General features: G+C 65.2%; 15 protein-coding genes. 11 read left to right on the top strand and 4 right to left on the bottom strand.

Features of this window, described 5'->3' with window-relative positions; translation table 11 throughout:
• Positions 1–31 precede the first annotated feature (31 nt).
• The 4 genes from CQW31_RS02265 to CQW31_RS02250 all read left to right on the top strand — a co-directional run bounded on the left by CQW31_RS02265 (position 32) and on the right by CQW31_RS02250 (position 4,041).
• Complete coding sequence (locus tag CQW31_RS02265; protein WP_099813621.1) at positions 32–1,003, top strand: aliphatic sulfonate ABC transporter substrate-binding protein; 972 nt, start codon at positions 32–34, stop codon at positions 1,001–1,003.
• A 16-nt stretch (positions 1,004–1,019) separates the two neighbouring features.
• A complete protein-coding gene (locus CQW31_RS02260; protein ID WP_099813620.1) occupies positions 1,020–2,384 on the top strand; it encodes an LLM class flavin-dependent oxidoreductase in 1,365 nt (454 codons plus the stop codon).
• Between the two features lie 132 nt (positions 2,385–2,516).
• The gene (locus tag CQW31_RS02255) at positions 2,517–3,353 is read left to right on the top strand and encodes a bifunctional allantoicase/(S)-ureidoglycine aminohydrolase (protein WP_027918838.1); all 837 of its coding nucleotides are present in this window, start codon (positions 2,517–2,519) and stop codon (positions 3,351–3,353) included.
• Positions 3,354–3,441: 88 nt separating this feature from the next.
• Positions 3,442–4,041: an START domain-containing protein gene (locus CQW31_RS02250; protein WP_054887678.1), complete on the top strand. Its 600-nt coding sequence runs from the start codon at positions 3,442–3,444 to the stop codon at positions 4,039–4,041.
• A gap of 12 nt (positions 4,042–4,053) precedes the next feature.
• Here the strand turns inward: CQW31_RS02250 and sodC are convergent, their stop codons facing one another.
• Positions 4,054–4,569, bottom strand: coding sequence for a superoxide dismutase family protein (sodC, locus tag CQW31_RS02245; RefSeq protein WP_054887679.1), 516 nt, complete (start codon positions 4,567–4,569; stop codon positions 4,054–4,056).
• A gap of 127 nt (positions 4,570–4,696) precedes the next feature.
• Here sodC and CQW31_RS02240 point away from each other — a divergent pair, with 127 nt between their 5' ends.
• From CQW31_RS02240 to CQW31_RS02225, 4 genes are all read left to right on the top strand, one after another.
• Entirely contained in the window at positions 4,697–5,560 is an 864-nt protein-coding gene (locus CQW31_RS02240) for a LysR family transcriptional regulator (RefSeq protein ID WP_099813619.1), read from the top strand.
• A gap of 99 nt (positions 5,561–5,659) precedes the next feature.
• On the top strand, positions 5,660–6,577 hold the full coding sequence (locus tag CQW31_RS02235; protein WP_099813618.1) for an AEC family transporter: 918 nt from the start codon (positions 5,660–5,662) through the stop codon (positions 6,575–6,577).
• A 48-nt stretch (positions 6,578–6,625) separates the two neighbouring features.
• Positions 6,626–7,237: a cell wall hydrolase gene (locus CQW31_RS02230; protein WP_099813617.1), complete on the top strand. Its 612-nt coding sequence runs from the start codon at positions 6,626–6,628 to the stop codon at positions 7,235–7,237.
• A 165-nt stretch (positions 7,238–7,402) separates the two neighbouring features.
• Positions 7,403–8,254 (top strand): CAP domain-containing protein, encoded by an 852-nt coding sequence (locus tag CQW31_RS02225; RefSeq protein ID WP_054887682.1) that lies wholly within the window; start codon positions 7,403–7,405, stop codon positions 8,252–8,254.
• Positions 8,255–8,382: 128 nt separating this feature from the next.
• Here CQW31_RS02225 and CQW31_RS02220 read toward each other — a convergent pair whose 3' ends face one another.
• Positions 8,383–9,360 (bottom strand): GlxA family transcriptional regulator, encoded by a 978-nt coding sequence (locus CQW31_RS02220; RefSeq protein ID WP_099813616.1) that lies wholly within the window; start codon positions 9,358–9,360, stop codon positions 8,383–8,385.
• 102 nt (positions 9,361–9,462) lie between these two features.
• Between CQW31_RS02220 and CQW31_RS02215 the strand changes: the two genes are divergently transcribed.
• Entirely contained in the window at positions 9,463–10,074 is a 612-nt protein-coding gene (locus CQW31_RS02215; RefSeq protein WP_099813615.1) for a LysE family translocator, read from the top strand.
• Positions 10,075–10,078: 4 nt separating this feature from the next.
• On the opposite strand, the gene CQW31_RS02210 is transcribed toward CQW31_RS02215, so the two are convergent.
• Together CQW31_RS02210 and CQW31_RS02205 are read right to left on the bottom strand one after the other, a co-directional pair.
• Complete coding sequence (locus CQW31_RS02210; protein ID WP_099813614.1) at positions 10,079–11,275, bottom strand: MFS transporter; 1,197 nt, start codon at positions 11,273–11,275, stop codon at positions 10,079–10,081.
• 113 nt (positions 11,276–11,388) lie between these two features.
• A complete protein-coding gene (locus CQW31_RS02205; protein WP_099813613.1) occupies positions 11,389–12,288 on the bottom strand; it encodes a LysR family transcriptional regulator in 900 nt (299 codons plus the stop codon).
• 118 nt (positions 12,289–12,406) lie between these two features.
• Between CQW31_RS02205 and CQW31_RS02200 the strand changes: the two genes are divergently transcribed.
• Together CQW31_RS02200 and CQW31_RS02195 are read left to right on the top strand one after the other, a co-directional pair.
• Entirely contained in the window at positions 12,407–12,760 is a 354-nt protein-coding gene (locus CQW31_RS02200; protein ID WP_054887686.1) for a hypothetical protein, read from the top strand.
• Positions 12,761–12,978: 218 nt separating this feature from the next.
• A complete protein-coding gene (locus tag CQW31_RS02195; RefSeq protein ID WP_054887687.1) occupies positions 12,979–15,396 on the top strand; it encodes a glucose/quinate/shikimate family membrane-bound PQQ-dependent dehydrogenase in 2,418 nt (805 codons plus the stop codon).
• Positions 15,397–15,485 lie beyond the last annotated feature (89 nt).

Genomic DNA, 15,485 nt, shown 5'->3' with positions numbered 1-15,485 from the left:
CGTTTCCCACCCTGCTCAAGGAGCGTCGACCATGCCTTTCTCCCCCTTGCGCCGCCTGCTCGTCGGCGGCCTCCTGGCGACTGTGGCCAGCAGCCTGCTGCCGTGGTCCAGCGCCTTCGCCGAAGACACCAAGACCCTGCGTATCGGTTATCAGAAATTCAACAGCATCAACATCCTCAAAGGCAGCGGTGCGTTGGAAAAGGCCCTGGCCCCCCAAGGCGTGAAGGTCAGCTGGCACGAATTCGCCGCCGGCCCGCAACTGCTCGAAGCGCTGAGCACCGGCGCCATCGACTTGGGCCACGCGGCCGACGCGCCATCGGTATTCGCCCAGGCTGCCGGCAAGCCGGTGGTCTACCTGGCCGCCGAACAACCCTACCCGCGTGGCATCGGCCTGGTGGTGCGAGAACAGGATCATCTCACCGCAGTGCAGGACCTCAAAGGCAAGCGCGTGGCCACCGGCCGCGGCTGGAACGCCCAATACCTGCTGGCGGTGGCCCTGGAACAGGCCGGCCTGAGCTATCAGGACATCACCCCAGCCTATGTCAACAACGCCGCCGATGCCGTCGCCGCCCTGCAATCGGGCAGCGTGCAAGCCGTTACCCTGTGGGACCCTTTCCTCGCTGCGGCCGAAAGCCAGCCAGGCCTGAAAAACCTGCGCGACGGCAGCGGCCTGACCAACAACCGCACCTTCTATCTGTCTACCGCCACCTTCGCCGACCAGCACCGCGCGCTGCTGAAAACCTTCTTCAGCGAGCTGGGCAAGGTCAGCCAGTGGGCCAACGCCAAGCCCGCCGAAGTGGCCGCACTGCTGGCACCGCAATTGGGCATCAGCGCCAATGTGCTGGAGGTGGCCAGCGAGCGGCGCAACTATAACGCCGTGGCCATCACCCCGCAGATCATCGCCGAGCAGCAGAAACTGGCCGATACCTTCCAGGGTCTGGGCCTGATCCCGCACAAGCTGCAGGTGGCCGATGCGATCTACCCGGCTTCCGTATTGCCGTGACCAGGGAGTGAAGGCAATGCCCCGCCACATCCGCTTAAACGCTTTCAGCATGAACGCCGCCAGCCACCAGTCCCCGGGGCTGTGGCGTCACCCGCGCAACACCAGCGTGGCGTTCAACCGCCTGGGCTACTGGACCGACCTCGCGCGCCTGCTGGAGCGCGGGTTGTTCGATGCGCTGTTCATCGCTGACGTTCTGGGCATCTACGACGTCTACCAGGGTGGCCCGCAAGCCGCCCTGCGCGGTGGCGTGCAAGTGCCGGTAAACGACCCGCTGTTGCTGGTGCCGGCCATGGCCGGGGTCACCGAGCACCTGGGGTTCGGCGTCACCTTTTCGCTGACGTATGAACACCCTTATCCCTTTGCCCGGCGTATGTCCACGCTCGACCATTTGAGCAATGGCCGGGTCGGCTGGAACATCGTCACCGGCTACCTCGACAGCGCTGCGCGCAACCTGGGCCTGGCCCGGCAGCTGGGCCATGACCAGCGCTACGATCTGGCCGAGGAGTACCTGGAGGTGCTGTACAAACTCTGGGAGAAAAGCTGGGAAGACGATGCCGTAAAACAGGATCGCGAAGCCGGACGCTACATCGAACCGTCGAAGGTGCACGCCATCAACCACGCTGGCGAACACTTCCAGGTGCCCGGCATGCACCTGTGCCAGCCTTCGCCCCAGCGCACCCCGGTATTGTTCCAGGCCGGCGCCTCGGCGCGTGGCCAGCAGTTCGCCGCCCGGCATGCCGAGTGCGTGTTCATCAGCGGCCCGACGCCCGCCGTGCTGCGCCGCTACGCCGACGGCATCCGCCAGGCCAGCGAGGTGGCCGGGCGTGGGCGGGACGAGGTGCTGATCTATGCCCAGGCGCTGCTGATCGTCGCGCCGACCTCGCAAGAGGCCCAGGCGCGCTTTGCCGAATACCGCCGCTACGTCGACCTGGACGCCGCCCTTGTCCTGCTTTCGGGCTGGACCGGCATCGATTTCGCCGGCCTAGACCCGGATGCGCCCATCGAATACGTGGAAAACGATGCTGGCCGTGCGGCCCTGGCGGCGTTCACCGCCGCCGACCCGAACCGCCGCTGGAGCGTGCGCGAAGCCGCCGAATTCGTCGGCCTGGGCGGGCGTGGCCCGGTACTGGTCGGTTCGCCCGGCGAAATTGCCGACCAGCTGGAACACTGGCTCGACCAGACCGGCATCGACGGTTTCAACCTCACCTACGCCGTGCAACCGGACGACCTGGCCAATGTCGTCGATCTGCTGGTGCCGGAGCTGCAGCGTCGTGGCCGCTACCCGCTGAACTACACCGACGGCACCTTGCGCCACAAGTTGTTCGGCCACGGCGACCGGCTGCCCGGTGGGCACGCCGGACGCCAGGTTCGCATTCAGTAACTGAATGTCGAGTATTTCAACATTTAATTTGTGGATGATGCGGGCTGCCCCCTATGCTGTCCGCACATCCCCTGCACGCACCGGCCGGTGTGGTCCAAGGCACGGGGAGAGAACAACAAGTCGAGACTGCTCATGTCGAACCACTCCTACTTCGCCCCCCACGGTGGGCACCCAGCTCAGACCGAGCTGCTGACTGACCGTGCCATGTTCACCGAAGCCTATGCCGTCATCCCTAAAGGCGTGATGCGTGACATCGTCACCAGCCACCTGCCGTTCTGGGACAAGATGCGCATGTGGGTCATCGCCCGCCCGCTGACCGGTTTCGCCGAAACCTTCTCGCAGTACATCGTCGAAGTAGCCCCGGAAGGCGGCAGCGAGCGCCCTGAGCTGGACCCGAACGCCGAAGCCGTGGTGTTCATCGTCGAAGGCGAGCTGGACATCACCGTCGAAGGCAAGCACCACACCCTGACCCCAGGCGGCTATGCGTTCCTCGCCCCTGGCGCCGAGTGGAGCCTGCGCAACAACAGCAAGGCCAACGTCACCTTCCACTGGCTGCGCAAGCACTACCAGAAAGTCGAAGGCCTGGCCGTGCCGGAGTCGTTCGTCACCCACCGCGACAACGCCACCGTCATCGAAATGCCGGGTACCGAAGGCCGCTGGGTCACCACCCGCTTCGTCGACATGGCCGACATGCGCCACGACATGCACGTCAACATCGTCACCTTCCAGCCTGGCGGGGTGATCCCGTTCGCTGAAACCCACGTCATGGAGCACGGCCTGTACGTACTGGAAGGCAAGGCGGTATACCGCCTGAACCAGGACTGGGTCGAAGTGGAAGCCGGTGACTTCATGTGGCTGCGCGCCTTCTGCCCGCAGGCCTGCTACGCCGGCGGCCCAGGCAAGTTCAGCTACCTGCTGTACAAGGACGTCAACCGTCACGTGCACCTGACCCTCAACCCACAGCGTTGAGTTCAGGCTGATGCCGAAAGCCCGCCACCTGGCGGGCTTTCCGTTTGCCGCGCATACTGACTAGCCCTGCCCTAGCGCGGTACACGCCATGAACCGCTGCCTGATGCTTGCCCTGCTGCTTGTCTCCATTGCCAGCCTGGCGGCTGACGACTGGAAGATCGCCTACGACCGCGAAGGTATCCGCGTTTACCTGGCCGCGGCAGCTGATTCGCCCTACCAGCAGTTTCGCGGCGTCAGTACCATGAAAGCCAGTGTGCGCACGCTCACCGACCTTCAGGAAAACCTGCGGGTGGCCTGCAAGTGGCTGTATGCCTGCGAGCAGATGCGCCTGCTGCAGGTGGAAGGCGACACGACCTGGGTCTACCTGACCACCAACCTGCCATGGCCGACCCTGCCGCGCGACATCATTCTCAAGGTCCGCACCGAACGCCTGGATGACGGCGCGCTGGTGCGCCACCTGAGCGCCGAACCGAACCGCCTGCCAGAAGAGCCGGGGTTGATCCGCGTGCAGCACCTGTCGGGCGAATGGATCATGAAGCCGCTTGGCGAACGGGAAACCGAGGTGACCTACCAGTTGCAGGCAGACCCGGCCGGGGACGTACCGGGCTGGTTGGCCAACCGGTTTGTGGTAGACGCTCCGGTGGTGACGCTGCGTACATTGCGTGCGGTAGCCGAACGCCAGCCCTGAGCGGCTCCTGGCTTACTGAACCACCCCGCAGGCCACGCGGGCACCGCCACCGCCCAGCTTCTCGGGATGGTCGCTGTGGTTATCGCCACCTGCATGCACCATCAACGCATGACCTTTGAAATCTGCGGCTTTCAGGCGTGGCGCCAACACCGGGTAGGTGGCCTTGCCGTCGGCACCGACATACAGCGCCGGCAGGTCACCCCGGTGACCGCTGTCGTCATAAGGACCCTTGTGGGCGTTGGTGGCGTCAGGGTCCCAGTGCCCGCCTGCCGCACCCGCTGGCACCGCTTTGCCGTTTTCCTCTGCCGCTGCGCATGAACCCTTCTGATGCAGGTGGAAACCGTGTACACCCGGCGGCAGGTCCTTGAGATCCGGGGTGAGCACGGTGCCGTACTGGTTCTGCTCGATGCTGATGGTCCCGACCGACTTGCCCGGGCCATCCGTCCCGGCCAGCTTCAATTCCACCGTTTGCGCGGCCTGGGCGAGACCGGCCGAGGCCAGCAAGGCGGTGAAGATGACTGCTTTCATGTACTTTCTCCATGGTTGGGGTCAGGCGGGTTTCTTTCCCGCGTCACGAGTGGGACTGCGCAGCTTGCCAGCCATTCCGTTCAGCCACAGACTGAAACACTTCCCTAGCCGCCCGGAGCCCGTTCGCGTGTCCCTCAAAGCCTTGCGCACCCTGGTTGCCATCGCCCGCCACGGCACCTTCGCCCGTGCCGCCGACCTGCTCAGCCTCACCCCTTCGGCCGTGAGCCTGCACATCAAGACCCTTGAGGACGAACTCAAGGTCGCACTGTTCGACCGCAGCCGCCGCCAGGTGGTATTGACCGAGGCCGGGCAACTGGCCGTTGCCCGGGCCGAACACATCCTCGGCGCCTACGACGAACTGGCCGACACCTTGGCCAACGGCCCAAGCCTGCGTGGCCGGCTGCGCCTGGGGGCGATCCACACGGTCCTGGCGCGACGCCTGCCCAAGGCCCTGGTCTGGATCAAGGCGCACCACCCGGAACTGCACATCAGCGTCAACTCAGGGATGTCGGCGGAACTTGCCCGGCGCGTCGAAGACGGCGAGCTGGATGCAGCGATCACCACGGAACCGGTCAGCCCCTACCCGCAGAGCCTGGTTTTCACGCCCCTGTTCGAAGACCGTTTTTGGGCGATCGCCAGCCCCGACCTGGCCGGCCAGAGCCTGCCACAGCTGTTGGCCAGCCAGCCGTTCCTGCGCTTCGACAAGCGTGCCTGGGCCGGGCGGCAGATCGAGCAGGAGCTTCGCCGCCAGCATTTGCAGGTCAGCGAACAAATGGAACTGGACAGTCAGGAGGCACTGGCGCGCATGGCGGTGATGGGGCTGGGGGTGGCGATCATTCCCATGGCCGATGACGACCTGCAACGCTTGCCGGCGGCCACCTGCCTGCCCTTTGGCGAGCCGCAGCTGGTGCGGCGGGTGGTGTTGCTGGAACACCAGAAGAGTCAGCGGCGGCACCTGACTGCCGTGTTGAGGGCTGCCATGGACGCCTGAACGTACAGTTTTTCTCAACGGTCACTGCAGAAATCAACGTTTTTCCCAATCGATCGACCACGCTAACCTGTGCTCGTACCCGACCACGGACATCCCCCCATGCTCCACCTGCTGCTGACCACCCTGGTGCCCATCATTTTGCTGATTGCCCTGGGCACCTTCCTGCGTATCCGCGGCTTTCTTGGCGAGTCGTTCTGGCCGGGCGCTGAACGCCTGAGCTATTTCGTGCTGCTGCCGTCATTGTTCCTGCATGGCCTGGCCACGGCCAATCTCGATGGCGTGCCGGTGCTGGGCATGGTCGGCGTACTGATGCTTTCGACCCTGCTGGGGGCCGCGCTGCTGGTGCTCTACCAAGGTGCGGTCAACCACGAGGGCGCTGACTTCACCTCGGTGTTCCAGGGCGGCGTGCGCTTCAACAACTACTTCGGTGCCACCCTCGCCGCCGGCCTCTATGGCAGCGCCGGGATTGCCCTGGCGGCGGTGGCCAACGCCGCCATCGTACCCCTGGTCAATCTGCTTTGCGTGCTGGTGTTCGCCCGATTCAGCGCACGCCACAGCTCCCCGGCGACGGTGTTGCGGGCCATCTTTGCCAACCCTTTGATCGTCGGCTGCGCCGGCGGCCTGTTGCTGCGGGTCACCGGCCTGGGACTGCCGGCGGGCCTGGAACCCACCGTCAAGGCGCTGGGCCAGGCCGCCCTGCCCCTGGGCCTGCTGTGCGTGGGAGCGGCACTGGGTGGTGCCAGCCTGGGCCAGCAGGCGCGGCCACTGCTGGCAGCATCGGCCTTCAAGTTCCTGGTCATGCCGCTGACCACCTGGGGCCTGTGCCGCCTGCTGGGGCTGGGTGGCCAGGCGGCGGTGGTGGCCGTGCTGTTCCAGGCCTTGCCGACAGCCTCGTCGTCTTACGTGATGGCGCGGCAGATGGGCGGCAACGCACCGCTGATGGCCACCATCATCGCCTTGCAGACCGTGCTGGCCGCAGTCACCTTGCCATTGGTGCTCATGCTGGCGCTGAAGTGAAGCCGCTTGGCTAGACTGTGAATCAGCCCACACTTTGGATACGCGACCATGCGCCTCTACTGGACAGTGATCTGCCTGACTTTGCCCCTGCTCGCCAGCCCTTTGCATGCCGAGGAAAGTGCCAAGGCCGCCGTGGCCGAAGACAAGGCAGAGAAGCTGGAGAAAAAGGTGGTGGATGATGCCCCGCCACCCAAAAAGACAGAAACCATCACCCCTGCCGAGGTGCAGGCAGTGGACCCGGCAGGCCAGGCGCCGCTGGACGACAGCATCACCTGCCTGGCCCGCACCCTCTACTGGGAAGCCAAGGGCGCCGACGCCCAGGACATGAGCGCAGTGGCCAGCGTGGTGCTCAACCGCTTGGGCCAAGAAGGGTTTCCCGACACTATCTGCGGCGTGGTCAAGCAAGGCGTGGAGACCAAGTCCTGCCAATTTTCCTGGTGGTGTGACGGGCGTTCCGACCAGGTCGAGGAAGCGCAGCGCTACGATGTGGCCAAGGAGATTGCGCGCAAGGCCCTGAACCAGCAGCTCAAGGACTCGACGGGAGGCGCGCTGTATTTTCATGACCGCAATGTGCACCCGGACTGGGCCAAGGCCTATCGCAAGACGGCCGAAACCCGGCACTTTCTGTTCTACAAACCGAACCAGGCGCTGGCCCGCTGACACGCAATCGCACTTTTCTGGCGTTATCCGGTCTACTCCCTCTTTTGCCGCCCGCAAGTCTTTGCTGGCGTTTTCTTTGCTTTGCACGAGACCGGGCCAAAAGCCTCGCGCTTGTGTAGGATGAGCAGCGCATACCAAGACGCTGCCAGCCACAGGGAGATCCACATGCGCGTCCTGTCATCCGTTGCCGCCTTGTCGCTGGGCCTGATCATGTCGACCGGGGCCATGGCCGCCACCGGCGAAGAGGCGCAGCTGATCGAATCGATCAATGCCTACCGCAGCCAGGCCCAGCGCTGCGGTGACGAGGTGTCGGTGGAGCTGCCGCCGCTCAACAGCGATACCCGTCTGGCACTGTCGCCGGAAGGCACTCGCGACCTGCAACAGGCCATGAGCCGCGCCGCCTACCCCATGGTCAATGTCCAGGCCATCAGCCTGTCCGGCCCACGCGATGCCCGTGCGGCCATGCACGCCATCGAAGAGAGCTTCTGCCAGGTCGTGCTCGACCCGCAGTTTGTCGATATCGGCGTCAGCCAGGAAGGCCGCGACTGGCGTATCGTGCTCGCCCGGCCCTTGCTCAGCGGGCGCCTGGGCGATTGGCAAGCCGAGGGGCAAAAGGTGCTGCAGGCCATCAATGCCGCACGCAAGGCGCCCCGACAATGCGGTGGCCAGCCGTTCGCTGCAGCGCCTGCGCTGAGCTGGAGCACGGCGCTGGCAGGCGTGGCTGCCAGCCACACGCGGGCCATGGCCAACCAGAATTTCTTCGACCATATCGACAAGGACGGGCGTACGCCCGGTGACCGGGCGGAGCTGGCCGGCTACCTGTACCGGCAGATCGGCGAAGACATCGCCGCCGGGCGCGACACCGCGCAGAAGGTGGTGGATGGCTGGCTCGACAGCCCTGGCCACTGCGCCACTTTGATGAACCCGGACTTCCGCGAAATGGGCGCGGCCTATGCGGTAGACCCGAAGAGCGATGCCGGCATCTACTGGACCGGCCTGTTCGGCACGCCGCAATGAACCTGTTGGAGCGGCCTTGCGTCGCGAAACGGCCGCAAAGCGGCCCCAGCAATCTTGCATGATGGCGCAGATCCTGGGGCTGCGGTGCAGCCCTTTCCGACCGGTCCGGCGCCCCGGCAAGGCCGCTCCTACACGGTGCGCGCAGCACTTGCGCGCAGCGCCAGCGCCGTGCAGCCAAACCGCCGCCGCACACACTTGCCCAGGTAGCTGGCATCACCCAGTCCGACCTCATCGGCGATCTGCGCCAGGCTGTGGCTGGAGTTGAGCAATCGCCAGCGCGCCTGCTGCAGGCGCATTTCCAGCCACCAGGCCTTGGCGCTCATGCCGTGACTGGCCTGGAACTGGCGGTCCAGCTGACGCCGGCTGATGCCGAGCTCCGCAGCCAGCTGTTCGATCGACACGTGTGCCCCCAGGTGATGACGCATCAGCGCCAGCGCACGCTGCACCTGGCGCCGCTGCCCGGTGCCGGCCTCCAGTGAACGCAAGGCATGCCGGCTGTCTCGCGATTCGTCCACCAGCATATCGGCCAGGCCCTTGAGCGCCCGGGCACGCCCACAGGCGCCCGCCAGCAATTCAACCGCCAGGTCGAGGGCTGCCGTGCCGCCGGCACAGGTGATGCGCGCCCCGTCGATGCAGTACAACTGCTCGCGCAGCACCTGCAGGTGCGGGAAGGATGCCCGAAACTCCGCCTCATGGCGCCAGTGCACCACGACCTTGTGCCCGTCCAGCAGGCCGCAGGCGGCCAGCAGGAAAGCGGCGTTGTCGATGGCGATCAGTTTCACCCCCGCTCTGGCCGCCCGCTTGAGCAGCGACTTGTAGCGCGGCGCCAGCGCGGCCGTGGCTTCGGCATTGCGGCTGCCGAACAGCACCAGGTAGTCGTAGTCATTCCACCGCAACTGCTCGGTAATGGCCTGCACCTGCATCACCGCACCGCTGCTCGACGGCACGGGCCCGCCGGTCAGGCTGGCCAGGGTCCAACAGCAGTAGCGCTGCTGGCTGTAGTCCTCGTCGTCGGCGCTGAAGCGCAGCTTGTCGAGAAAGGCACCGAACGGCAGCAGGGCGAAGTCCGGCAACGGCAGGATCAGCAGACGGATATCAGGGGTCACTCGAAACACGTCCAGAAAACACCATTGAATGTCCAGATCATACCCTGCACTTGCAGTGCCGTCCCATAGACTGGCTGCTCGTGACTACCTGAGGCGCCCATCATGGCTCTGGATACCTGGTTCATCTACCTGCTGGCGAGCATCGGCCTGTCGCTGACCCCCGGCCCGAACAGCCTGCTCGCCCTGACCCACGGTGCCCTGTATGGCGCGCGTCGCACCCTGTTCACCATCGTCGGCGGGGTGTTCGGCTTCAGTGCACTGATTGCCCTGGCGATGTTCGGGCTGACGGCGCTCCTGCAAACGTCGGCCTCGGTGCTGACCGTACTCAAATGGGTGGGGGGAGCCTACCTGGTATGGCTGGGCATCCAGCTCTGGCGCAGCCCTGCCCTGCATCTGGAGATCACCAAGCGCGCTGCGCGCCTGAGCAACCTGGGGATGTTCCGCCAAGGCCTGCTGTCTGCTTTCGCCAATCCCAAGGTACTGTTGTTCTACGGTGCCTTCCTGCCGCAGTTCATCGACCCAAAGCGTGGGCTGTTGCTGCAGTTCGTGATCATGGCGGCTACCTTTGCCAGCGTGGAATGCGTGGTCGAATACCTGCTGGCGCGCCTGGCGTTTCGTATCAGGCCCTGGCTGGCCAAGGGCGGCAAGGGCTTCAATCGCTGCTGCGGGAGCTTGTTCGCGTTGATTGGTGTGGCCTTGCCGCTGGGCCGGTGATTGCTTATCGCCGCGAAGCCAACAGGAAGACCACCAGCGCCACGCCCGGTAGAGCGGCCCCCACCAGCGCCACACCGTGCCAGCCGTACTGGGCAAACACCGCGCTGGCCACCGCCGAGCCCACTGCCCCGCCCAGGAAGATGCTGGTCATGTACAGCGCATTCAGCCGCCCGCGGCTGGCCGGGTCCAGGGCATAGACCTCACGCTGGCCGATGACCATGTTCATCTGCACGGCAAAATCCAGCAGCACCCCGGTCAGCCCCAGGCCGATCACGCTGTAGCCGGGTGTGGTCAAGCCCAGCATCAGCGCCAGGGGCGCCAGCACCAGGGCCAGCAACGAACCGGCACGGGCATGGCCAGCGTCGGCCAGGCGCCCAGCCATCGGTGCTGCGATGGCGCCGACCGCGCCAACCAGGGCGAACAAGGCGATCTGGCTTTGGGACAGGCCATGCTCACTGGCCAGGGCCAACGGTACTGCGGTCCAGTAGAGGCTGAACGCCGCAAACATCAACGCCTGATACAGCGAGCGCTGACGCAGCACCGGGTATCGGCGCAACAGGGCGACCAGCGACAACATCAGCCCGGCATAACTGGCCTTGTGCTCAGGTACCCGGCGCGGCAGGGTCAACGCCAACAACAGGATGATTGCCAACATCAGGCCAGCGGCGCCGATGAACACCGTGCGCCAGCCAAAATGGTCGGCGACCAGGCTCGACAACGGCCGTGCCAGCAAAATGCCCAGCAGCAGGCCACCCATGATGTTGCCGACCACCCGCCCGCGCTCTTGCTCAGGCGCAAGGTGAGCGGCCAACGGAATGAGCATCTGCACAGCCACCGAACTGAAACCGATCAGCAAGGCATACATCAGGAACAGTTGCCCCTGCCCGCTGCTGCTGGTCCCTGCCAGCAACAGGCTGACGCAGGCCAGCACGGCAGTGGTGATCATCAACCGGCGGTTTTCCACCAGGTCGGCCAGTGGCACCAGCAACAAAAGGCCCAGCGCGTAGCCCAGTTGGGTCAACGACACGAGCAGGCTGGCGCGCTCGGTAGACAGGCCCAGGTCCGGGGCGATCAGCCCAACGATGGGCTGTGCGTAATAGATATTGGCGACGATTGCGCCGCAGCAGAACGCCAGCAGCGCGACCAGGGCACGGCTCAGGCCGGCATGGGCTGGCTGGGCAGCAGCAAGGGAGGGATTCATGCGAGGTACCTCGGCATCGGGTTGGAATATGCCAGGCACCTTACCGAGCGCTTGCCTGCGAGAGAATCCAGCCCCGGCGCAACGAGGCTTTGCGCCAGGCGCAACGGTAGGGGTCAGGGCTTGAGCAGGCCTTCGCAAAAGCCGATGAATGCGTTGACCCGCCGTGAGCCGCGGTGGTTGGGCAAGTACAGGGCATTGATGCTGTCGTTGGCCGTGCCGGGGCTCGCCTGCCAGTCCGCAAACAGCCGCTGCAGGCGCCCGGCAGCGACGTCCTCGCGCACCAGCCAGTCGGCCAGCAAGGCAATGCCGCTGCCAGCCAGCGCCGCTTCGCGCAACAGGTCGGCGTTGGCACTGCGCAGCGGCCCGCTCACTTCCAGTTCCAGCACCTCGTCGGCGCGCTGCAGGCGCCAGGCGCGCGCCTTCTGCCCGTAGCGGAAACGCAGGCAGGCCTGCTGCAGCAGTTGCTCGGGGTGCAGCAACGCGTCACGACTGGCCAGGTAGTCGGGGCTTGCCACCAGCCAGCGCTGAAAGCGGCCAAGTTGCCGGCACACCAGCTCGCCGTTTGGCGACGGGTCGCCGAGGCGAATGGACAGATCGTAGCGGCCGTCGAGCAGGTCATCGAGCCGGTCGCTCATGTCGATGTCCAGCTCCAGCGACGGGTGACGGGCGAGAAATGGCCCAAGGTGCGGTGCGATCACGCGTCGGCCGAACTCGACCGGCAGGCACAGGCGCAGCACACCGACCGGCTCATCGCCTCGGTCGGCGACGCTGGCGTCGGCCTCATCCAGCGCGTCGAAGATGTCCCTCGCCCTTGCGTAGTAACGTGCACCCGCTTCGGTCAGGCTGACCTGGCGTGTGGAGCGGTTGAGCAAGGTCGTGCCGAGCTCCGACTCCAGAGCATCGACCAGACGCGTCACCGACGAAGTAGCGACGCCGAGCCTGCGCGCAGCCGCAGAAAAGCCCTGGGCATCCACTGTTGCGGTAAACATCTTCATCGCCAGGAGCTTGTCCATAGCTACTCCAGTTTTCGAATTTCGGAACACTCCTACAATCGGCAAGGCGGGTCAAGAAGCGCACAACAGAGCGATCAGGTCCATAGTGGAAGCACCTCCGTCAGTGCGAGAACATCCCATGCCCATTGCCAACCTGCTCAATGCCCTGCCCCATTGCGACCCTGCCGCAGCCGAGCGGGTCGATGAACTGCTGCAACGCCCTGGGCTGCGCATCGAGCGCATCGTCTCCTGCGGCCAGGCCAGCCCGCACGGCTTCTGGTACGACCAGGCCGAAAGCGAATGGATCCTGCTGTTGACCGGCAGAGCCGGGCTGCGCTTTGAGTGCGAGAACTACTCCCGCTTGCTGCTGCCGGGTGATTGCCTGGACATTCCGGCGCATTGCCGGCATCGGGTGGAATGGACTGCCCGAGGGCAACCGACCGTCTGGCTTGCCGTGTTTCATGGTATCGACACGCCATGGCCACCTCATTGAGATACCCCATCGCCTGTTGCAAACGTCCAGCCCTCGAAAATTTACAGGCGGGTTAAACGCCACGTTTACTGCAATTTTCAACGCGTGATCTACACTTTTAGCCACACCTTTGCAAGTTTGCCCCTGCGACAATCAGCCTCATTAAATTATGTACTAACTTGTTAATTAGCAAGCTAAGGGCTTAAACTGCGCTCATTCCACCTGCTGAGATCCCTGGCATGAACGAAACACCGCGCGCCTCTGGCGCCACAACTATCATCCTGGTCGGCTTGGGCGTGATCGTCGCCCTGCTCGGCCTGCTCCTGGCCGCTGGCGGCGTCAAGCTCGCCGGCCTGGGCGGTTCCTGGTACTTCCTGATCGGCGGCCTGGCCATGGCCATCGCCGGTGTTCTCATCGCTCGCCGCAAGCCGGCCGGCGCCTGGCTGTACGCGGCGTTTCTGGTCGGTACCGTGGTCTGGGCACTGATCGACGCCGGCCTGGTGTTCTGGCCACTGTTCTCGCGCCTGTTCATGTTCGGCGCAATCGGCATGGTGGTGGCGCTGGTCTACCCGATGCTCGCACGCGCCAATGGCGCCAGCGCCGGCCGTGGTGCATACGGCATCGCCGGTGTGCTGGCGGTGCTGCTGGTGATCGCCGCAGGCAACATGTTCGTCGCCCACCCAAGCGTTGCCCCCACCGGCAAAGGCCCGGGCATCACCCCGGTCGAGGCCGGCAAGGAGCAGAAGGACTGGGCCCACTACGGCAACACCGAAGGGGGCAGCCGCTTCGCCGCGCTGGACCAGATCAACCGCGACAACGTCAACAAGCTCAAGGTGGCCTGGACCTACCACACCGGTGACGTCGCCATCAGTGACGGCAACGGCGCCGAAGACCAGCTGACCCCGCTGCAGATCGGCAACAAGGTGTTCATCTGCACCCCGCACAACAACCTGATCGCCCTCGATGCCGACACCGGCAAAGAGCTGTGGAAGAACGCGATCAACGCTCAGTCCAAGGTCTGGCAGCGTTGCCGTGGCATGGCCTACTTCGACGCCACCGCGGCGATCGCCCAGCCGACCCAGCCGAACAGTTCGCCGATCCCTGTCGGTAGCGTGCCGGCCGGTGCCAACTGCCAGCGTCGCCTGCTGACCAATACCATCGACGGCCGCCTGATCGCCGTTGACGCCGACAACGGCCAGTTCTGCCAAGGCTTCGGCAACAACGGCCAGGTCGACCTGAAGGCCGGCCTGGGTGACGTACCGGACTCCTACTACCAGCTGTCCTCCGCACCGTTGATGGCCGGTACCACCGTGGTGGTTGGCGGCCGTATCGCCGACAACGTCCAGACCGACATGCCAGGCGGCGTGATCCGCGGTTTCGACGTTATCACCGGGGAAATGCGCTGGGCCTTCGACCCGGGCAACCCGGAAGACCGCAAGGCGCCGGCCGATGGCCGCACCTATGTGCGCAGCACCCCGAACAGCTGGGCGCCGATGTCCTACGACCCGGCGATGAACACCGTGTTCCTGCCGATGGGCTCGTCGTCCACTGACATTTACGGGGTGGAGCGCAGCAAGCTGGACCACACCTACGGCGCTTCCGTACTGGCCCTGGACGCCACCACCGGCAACCAGAAGTGGGTATTCCAGACCGTGCACAACGACCTCTGGGACTTTGACCTGCCGATGCAGCCGAGCCTGATCGACTTCACCAAGGACGACGGCAAATCCGTGCCTGCGGTGGTGATCGGCACCAAGGCCGGGCAAATCTACGTGCTCGACCGCGCCACCGGAAAACCGCTGACCCAGGTCGACGAGGTACCGGTCAAGCCAAGCAACATCCCCAACGAGCCGTATTCCCCGACCCAGCCGAAATCGGTAGGCATGCCGCAGATCGGCGCGCAGACCCTGACCGAGTCGGACATGTGGGGTGCCACGCCGTACGACCAGCTGCTGTGCCGTATCGACTTCAAGAAGATGCGCTACGACGGCCTGTACACCGCGCCGGGTACTGACCTGTCGCTGAGCTTCCCGGGTTCGCTGGGCGGCATGAACTGGGGCAGCCTGTCCACCGACCCGGTGCACGGCTTCATCTTCGTCAACGACATGCGCCTGGGCCTGTGGATCCAGATGATCCCGTCGCAGAACAAGGGTGACGCAGCCTCCGGCGGTGAAGCATTGAACACCGGCATGGGCGCCGTACCGCTCAAGGGCACCCCATACGCAGTCAACAAGAACCGCTTCCTGTCGGTTGCCGGCATCCCGTGCCAGGCGCCGCCGTTCGGCACCCTGACCGCCATCGACATGAAGACCCGCCAGATCGCCTGGCAGGTACCGGTCGGCACCGTGGAAGACACCGGCCCCCTGGGCATCCGCATGCACCTGCCGATCAAGATCGGCCTGCCGACCCTCGGCGGCACCCTGTCGACCCAAGGCGGCCTGGTGTTCATCGCCGGGACCCAGGACTTCTACCTGCGCGCCTACGACAGCAGCAACGGTAACGAAATCTGGAAAGCCCGCCTGCCAGTAGGCAGCCAGGGTGGCCCGATGACCTACGTTTCGCCGAAGACCGGCAAGCAGTACGTGGTGATCACCGCTGGCGGTGCGCGCCAGTCGACTGACCGTGGCGACTACGTGATTTCTTACGCCCTGCCGTAAGACCGCGTCGCTGCATTCGCGGGCAAGCCCGCTCCCACAGGTTCTGCGCTGATCCTGGTGAGAGCGGGCTTGTTCGCGAATGCCCCCCC

It is taken from the genome of Pseudomonas sp. 382 (assembly GCF_002759075.1).
In the GTDB taxonomy this organism is placed as follows: Bacteria; Pseudomonadota; Gammaproteobacteria; order Pseudomonadales; family Pseudomonadaceae; genus Aquipseudomonas; species Aquipseudomonas vlassakiae.
This window is presented reverse-complemented; position numbering and strand designations above follow the sequence as displayed.

Excerpts from the sequence above, each read along its gene's own strand:
- CQW31_RS02265 (WP_099813621.1), top strand. The coding sequence starts at position 32 with ATGCCTTTCTCCCCCTTGCGCCGCCTGCTCGTCGGCGGCCTCCTGGCG.
- CQW31_RS02260 (WP_099813620.1), top strand. The coding sequence starts at position 1,020 with ATGCCCCGCCACATCCGCTTAAACGCTTTCAGCATGAACGCCGCCAGC.
- CQW31_RS02255 (WP_027918838.1), top strand. The coding sequence starts at position 2,517 with ATGTCGAACCACTCCTACTTCGCCCCCCACGGTGGGCACCCAGCTCAG.
- CQW31_RS02250 (WP_054887678.1), top strand. The coding sequence starts at position 3,442 with ATGAACCGCTGCCTGATGCTTGCCCTGCTGCTTGTCTCCATTGCCAGC.
- sodC (WP_054887679.1), bottom strand. The coding sequence starts at position 4,569 with ATGAAAGCAGTCATCTTCACCGCCTTGCTGGCCTCGGCCGGTCTCGCC.
- CQW31_RS02235 (WP_099813618.1), top strand. The coding sequence starts at position 5,660 with ATGCTCCACCTGCTGCTGACCACCCTGGTGCCCATCATTTTGCTGATT.
- CQW31_RS02230 (WP_099813617.1), top strand. The coding sequence starts at position 6,626 with ATGCGCCTCTACTGGACAGTGATCTGCCTGACTTTGCCCCTGCTCGCC.
- CQW31_RS02225 (WP_054887682.1), top strand. The coding sequence starts at position 7,403 with ATGCGCGTCCTGTCATCCGTTGCCGCCTTGTCGCTGGGCCTGATCATG.
- CQW31_RS02215 (WP_099813615.1), top strand. The coding sequence starts at position 9,463 with ATGGCTCTGGATACCTGGTTCATCTACCTGCTGGCGAGCATCGGCCTG.
- CQW31_RS02210 (WP_099813614.1), bottom strand. The coding sequence starts at position 11,275 with ATGAATCCCTCCCTTGCTGCTGCCCAGCCAGCCCATGCCGGCCTGAGC.
- CQW31_RS02205 (WP_099813613.1), bottom strand. The coding sequence starts at position 12,288 with ATGGACAAGCTCCTGGCGATGAAGATGTTTACCGCAACAGTGGATGCC.
- CQW31_RS02200 (WP_054887686.1), top strand. The coding sequence starts at position 12,407 with ATGCCCATTGCCAACCTGCTCAATGCCCTGCCCCATTGCGACCCTGCC.
- CQW31_RS02195 (WP_054887687.1), top strand. The coding sequence starts at position 12,979 with ATGAACGAAACACCGCGCGCCTCTGGCGCCACAACTATCATCCTGGTC.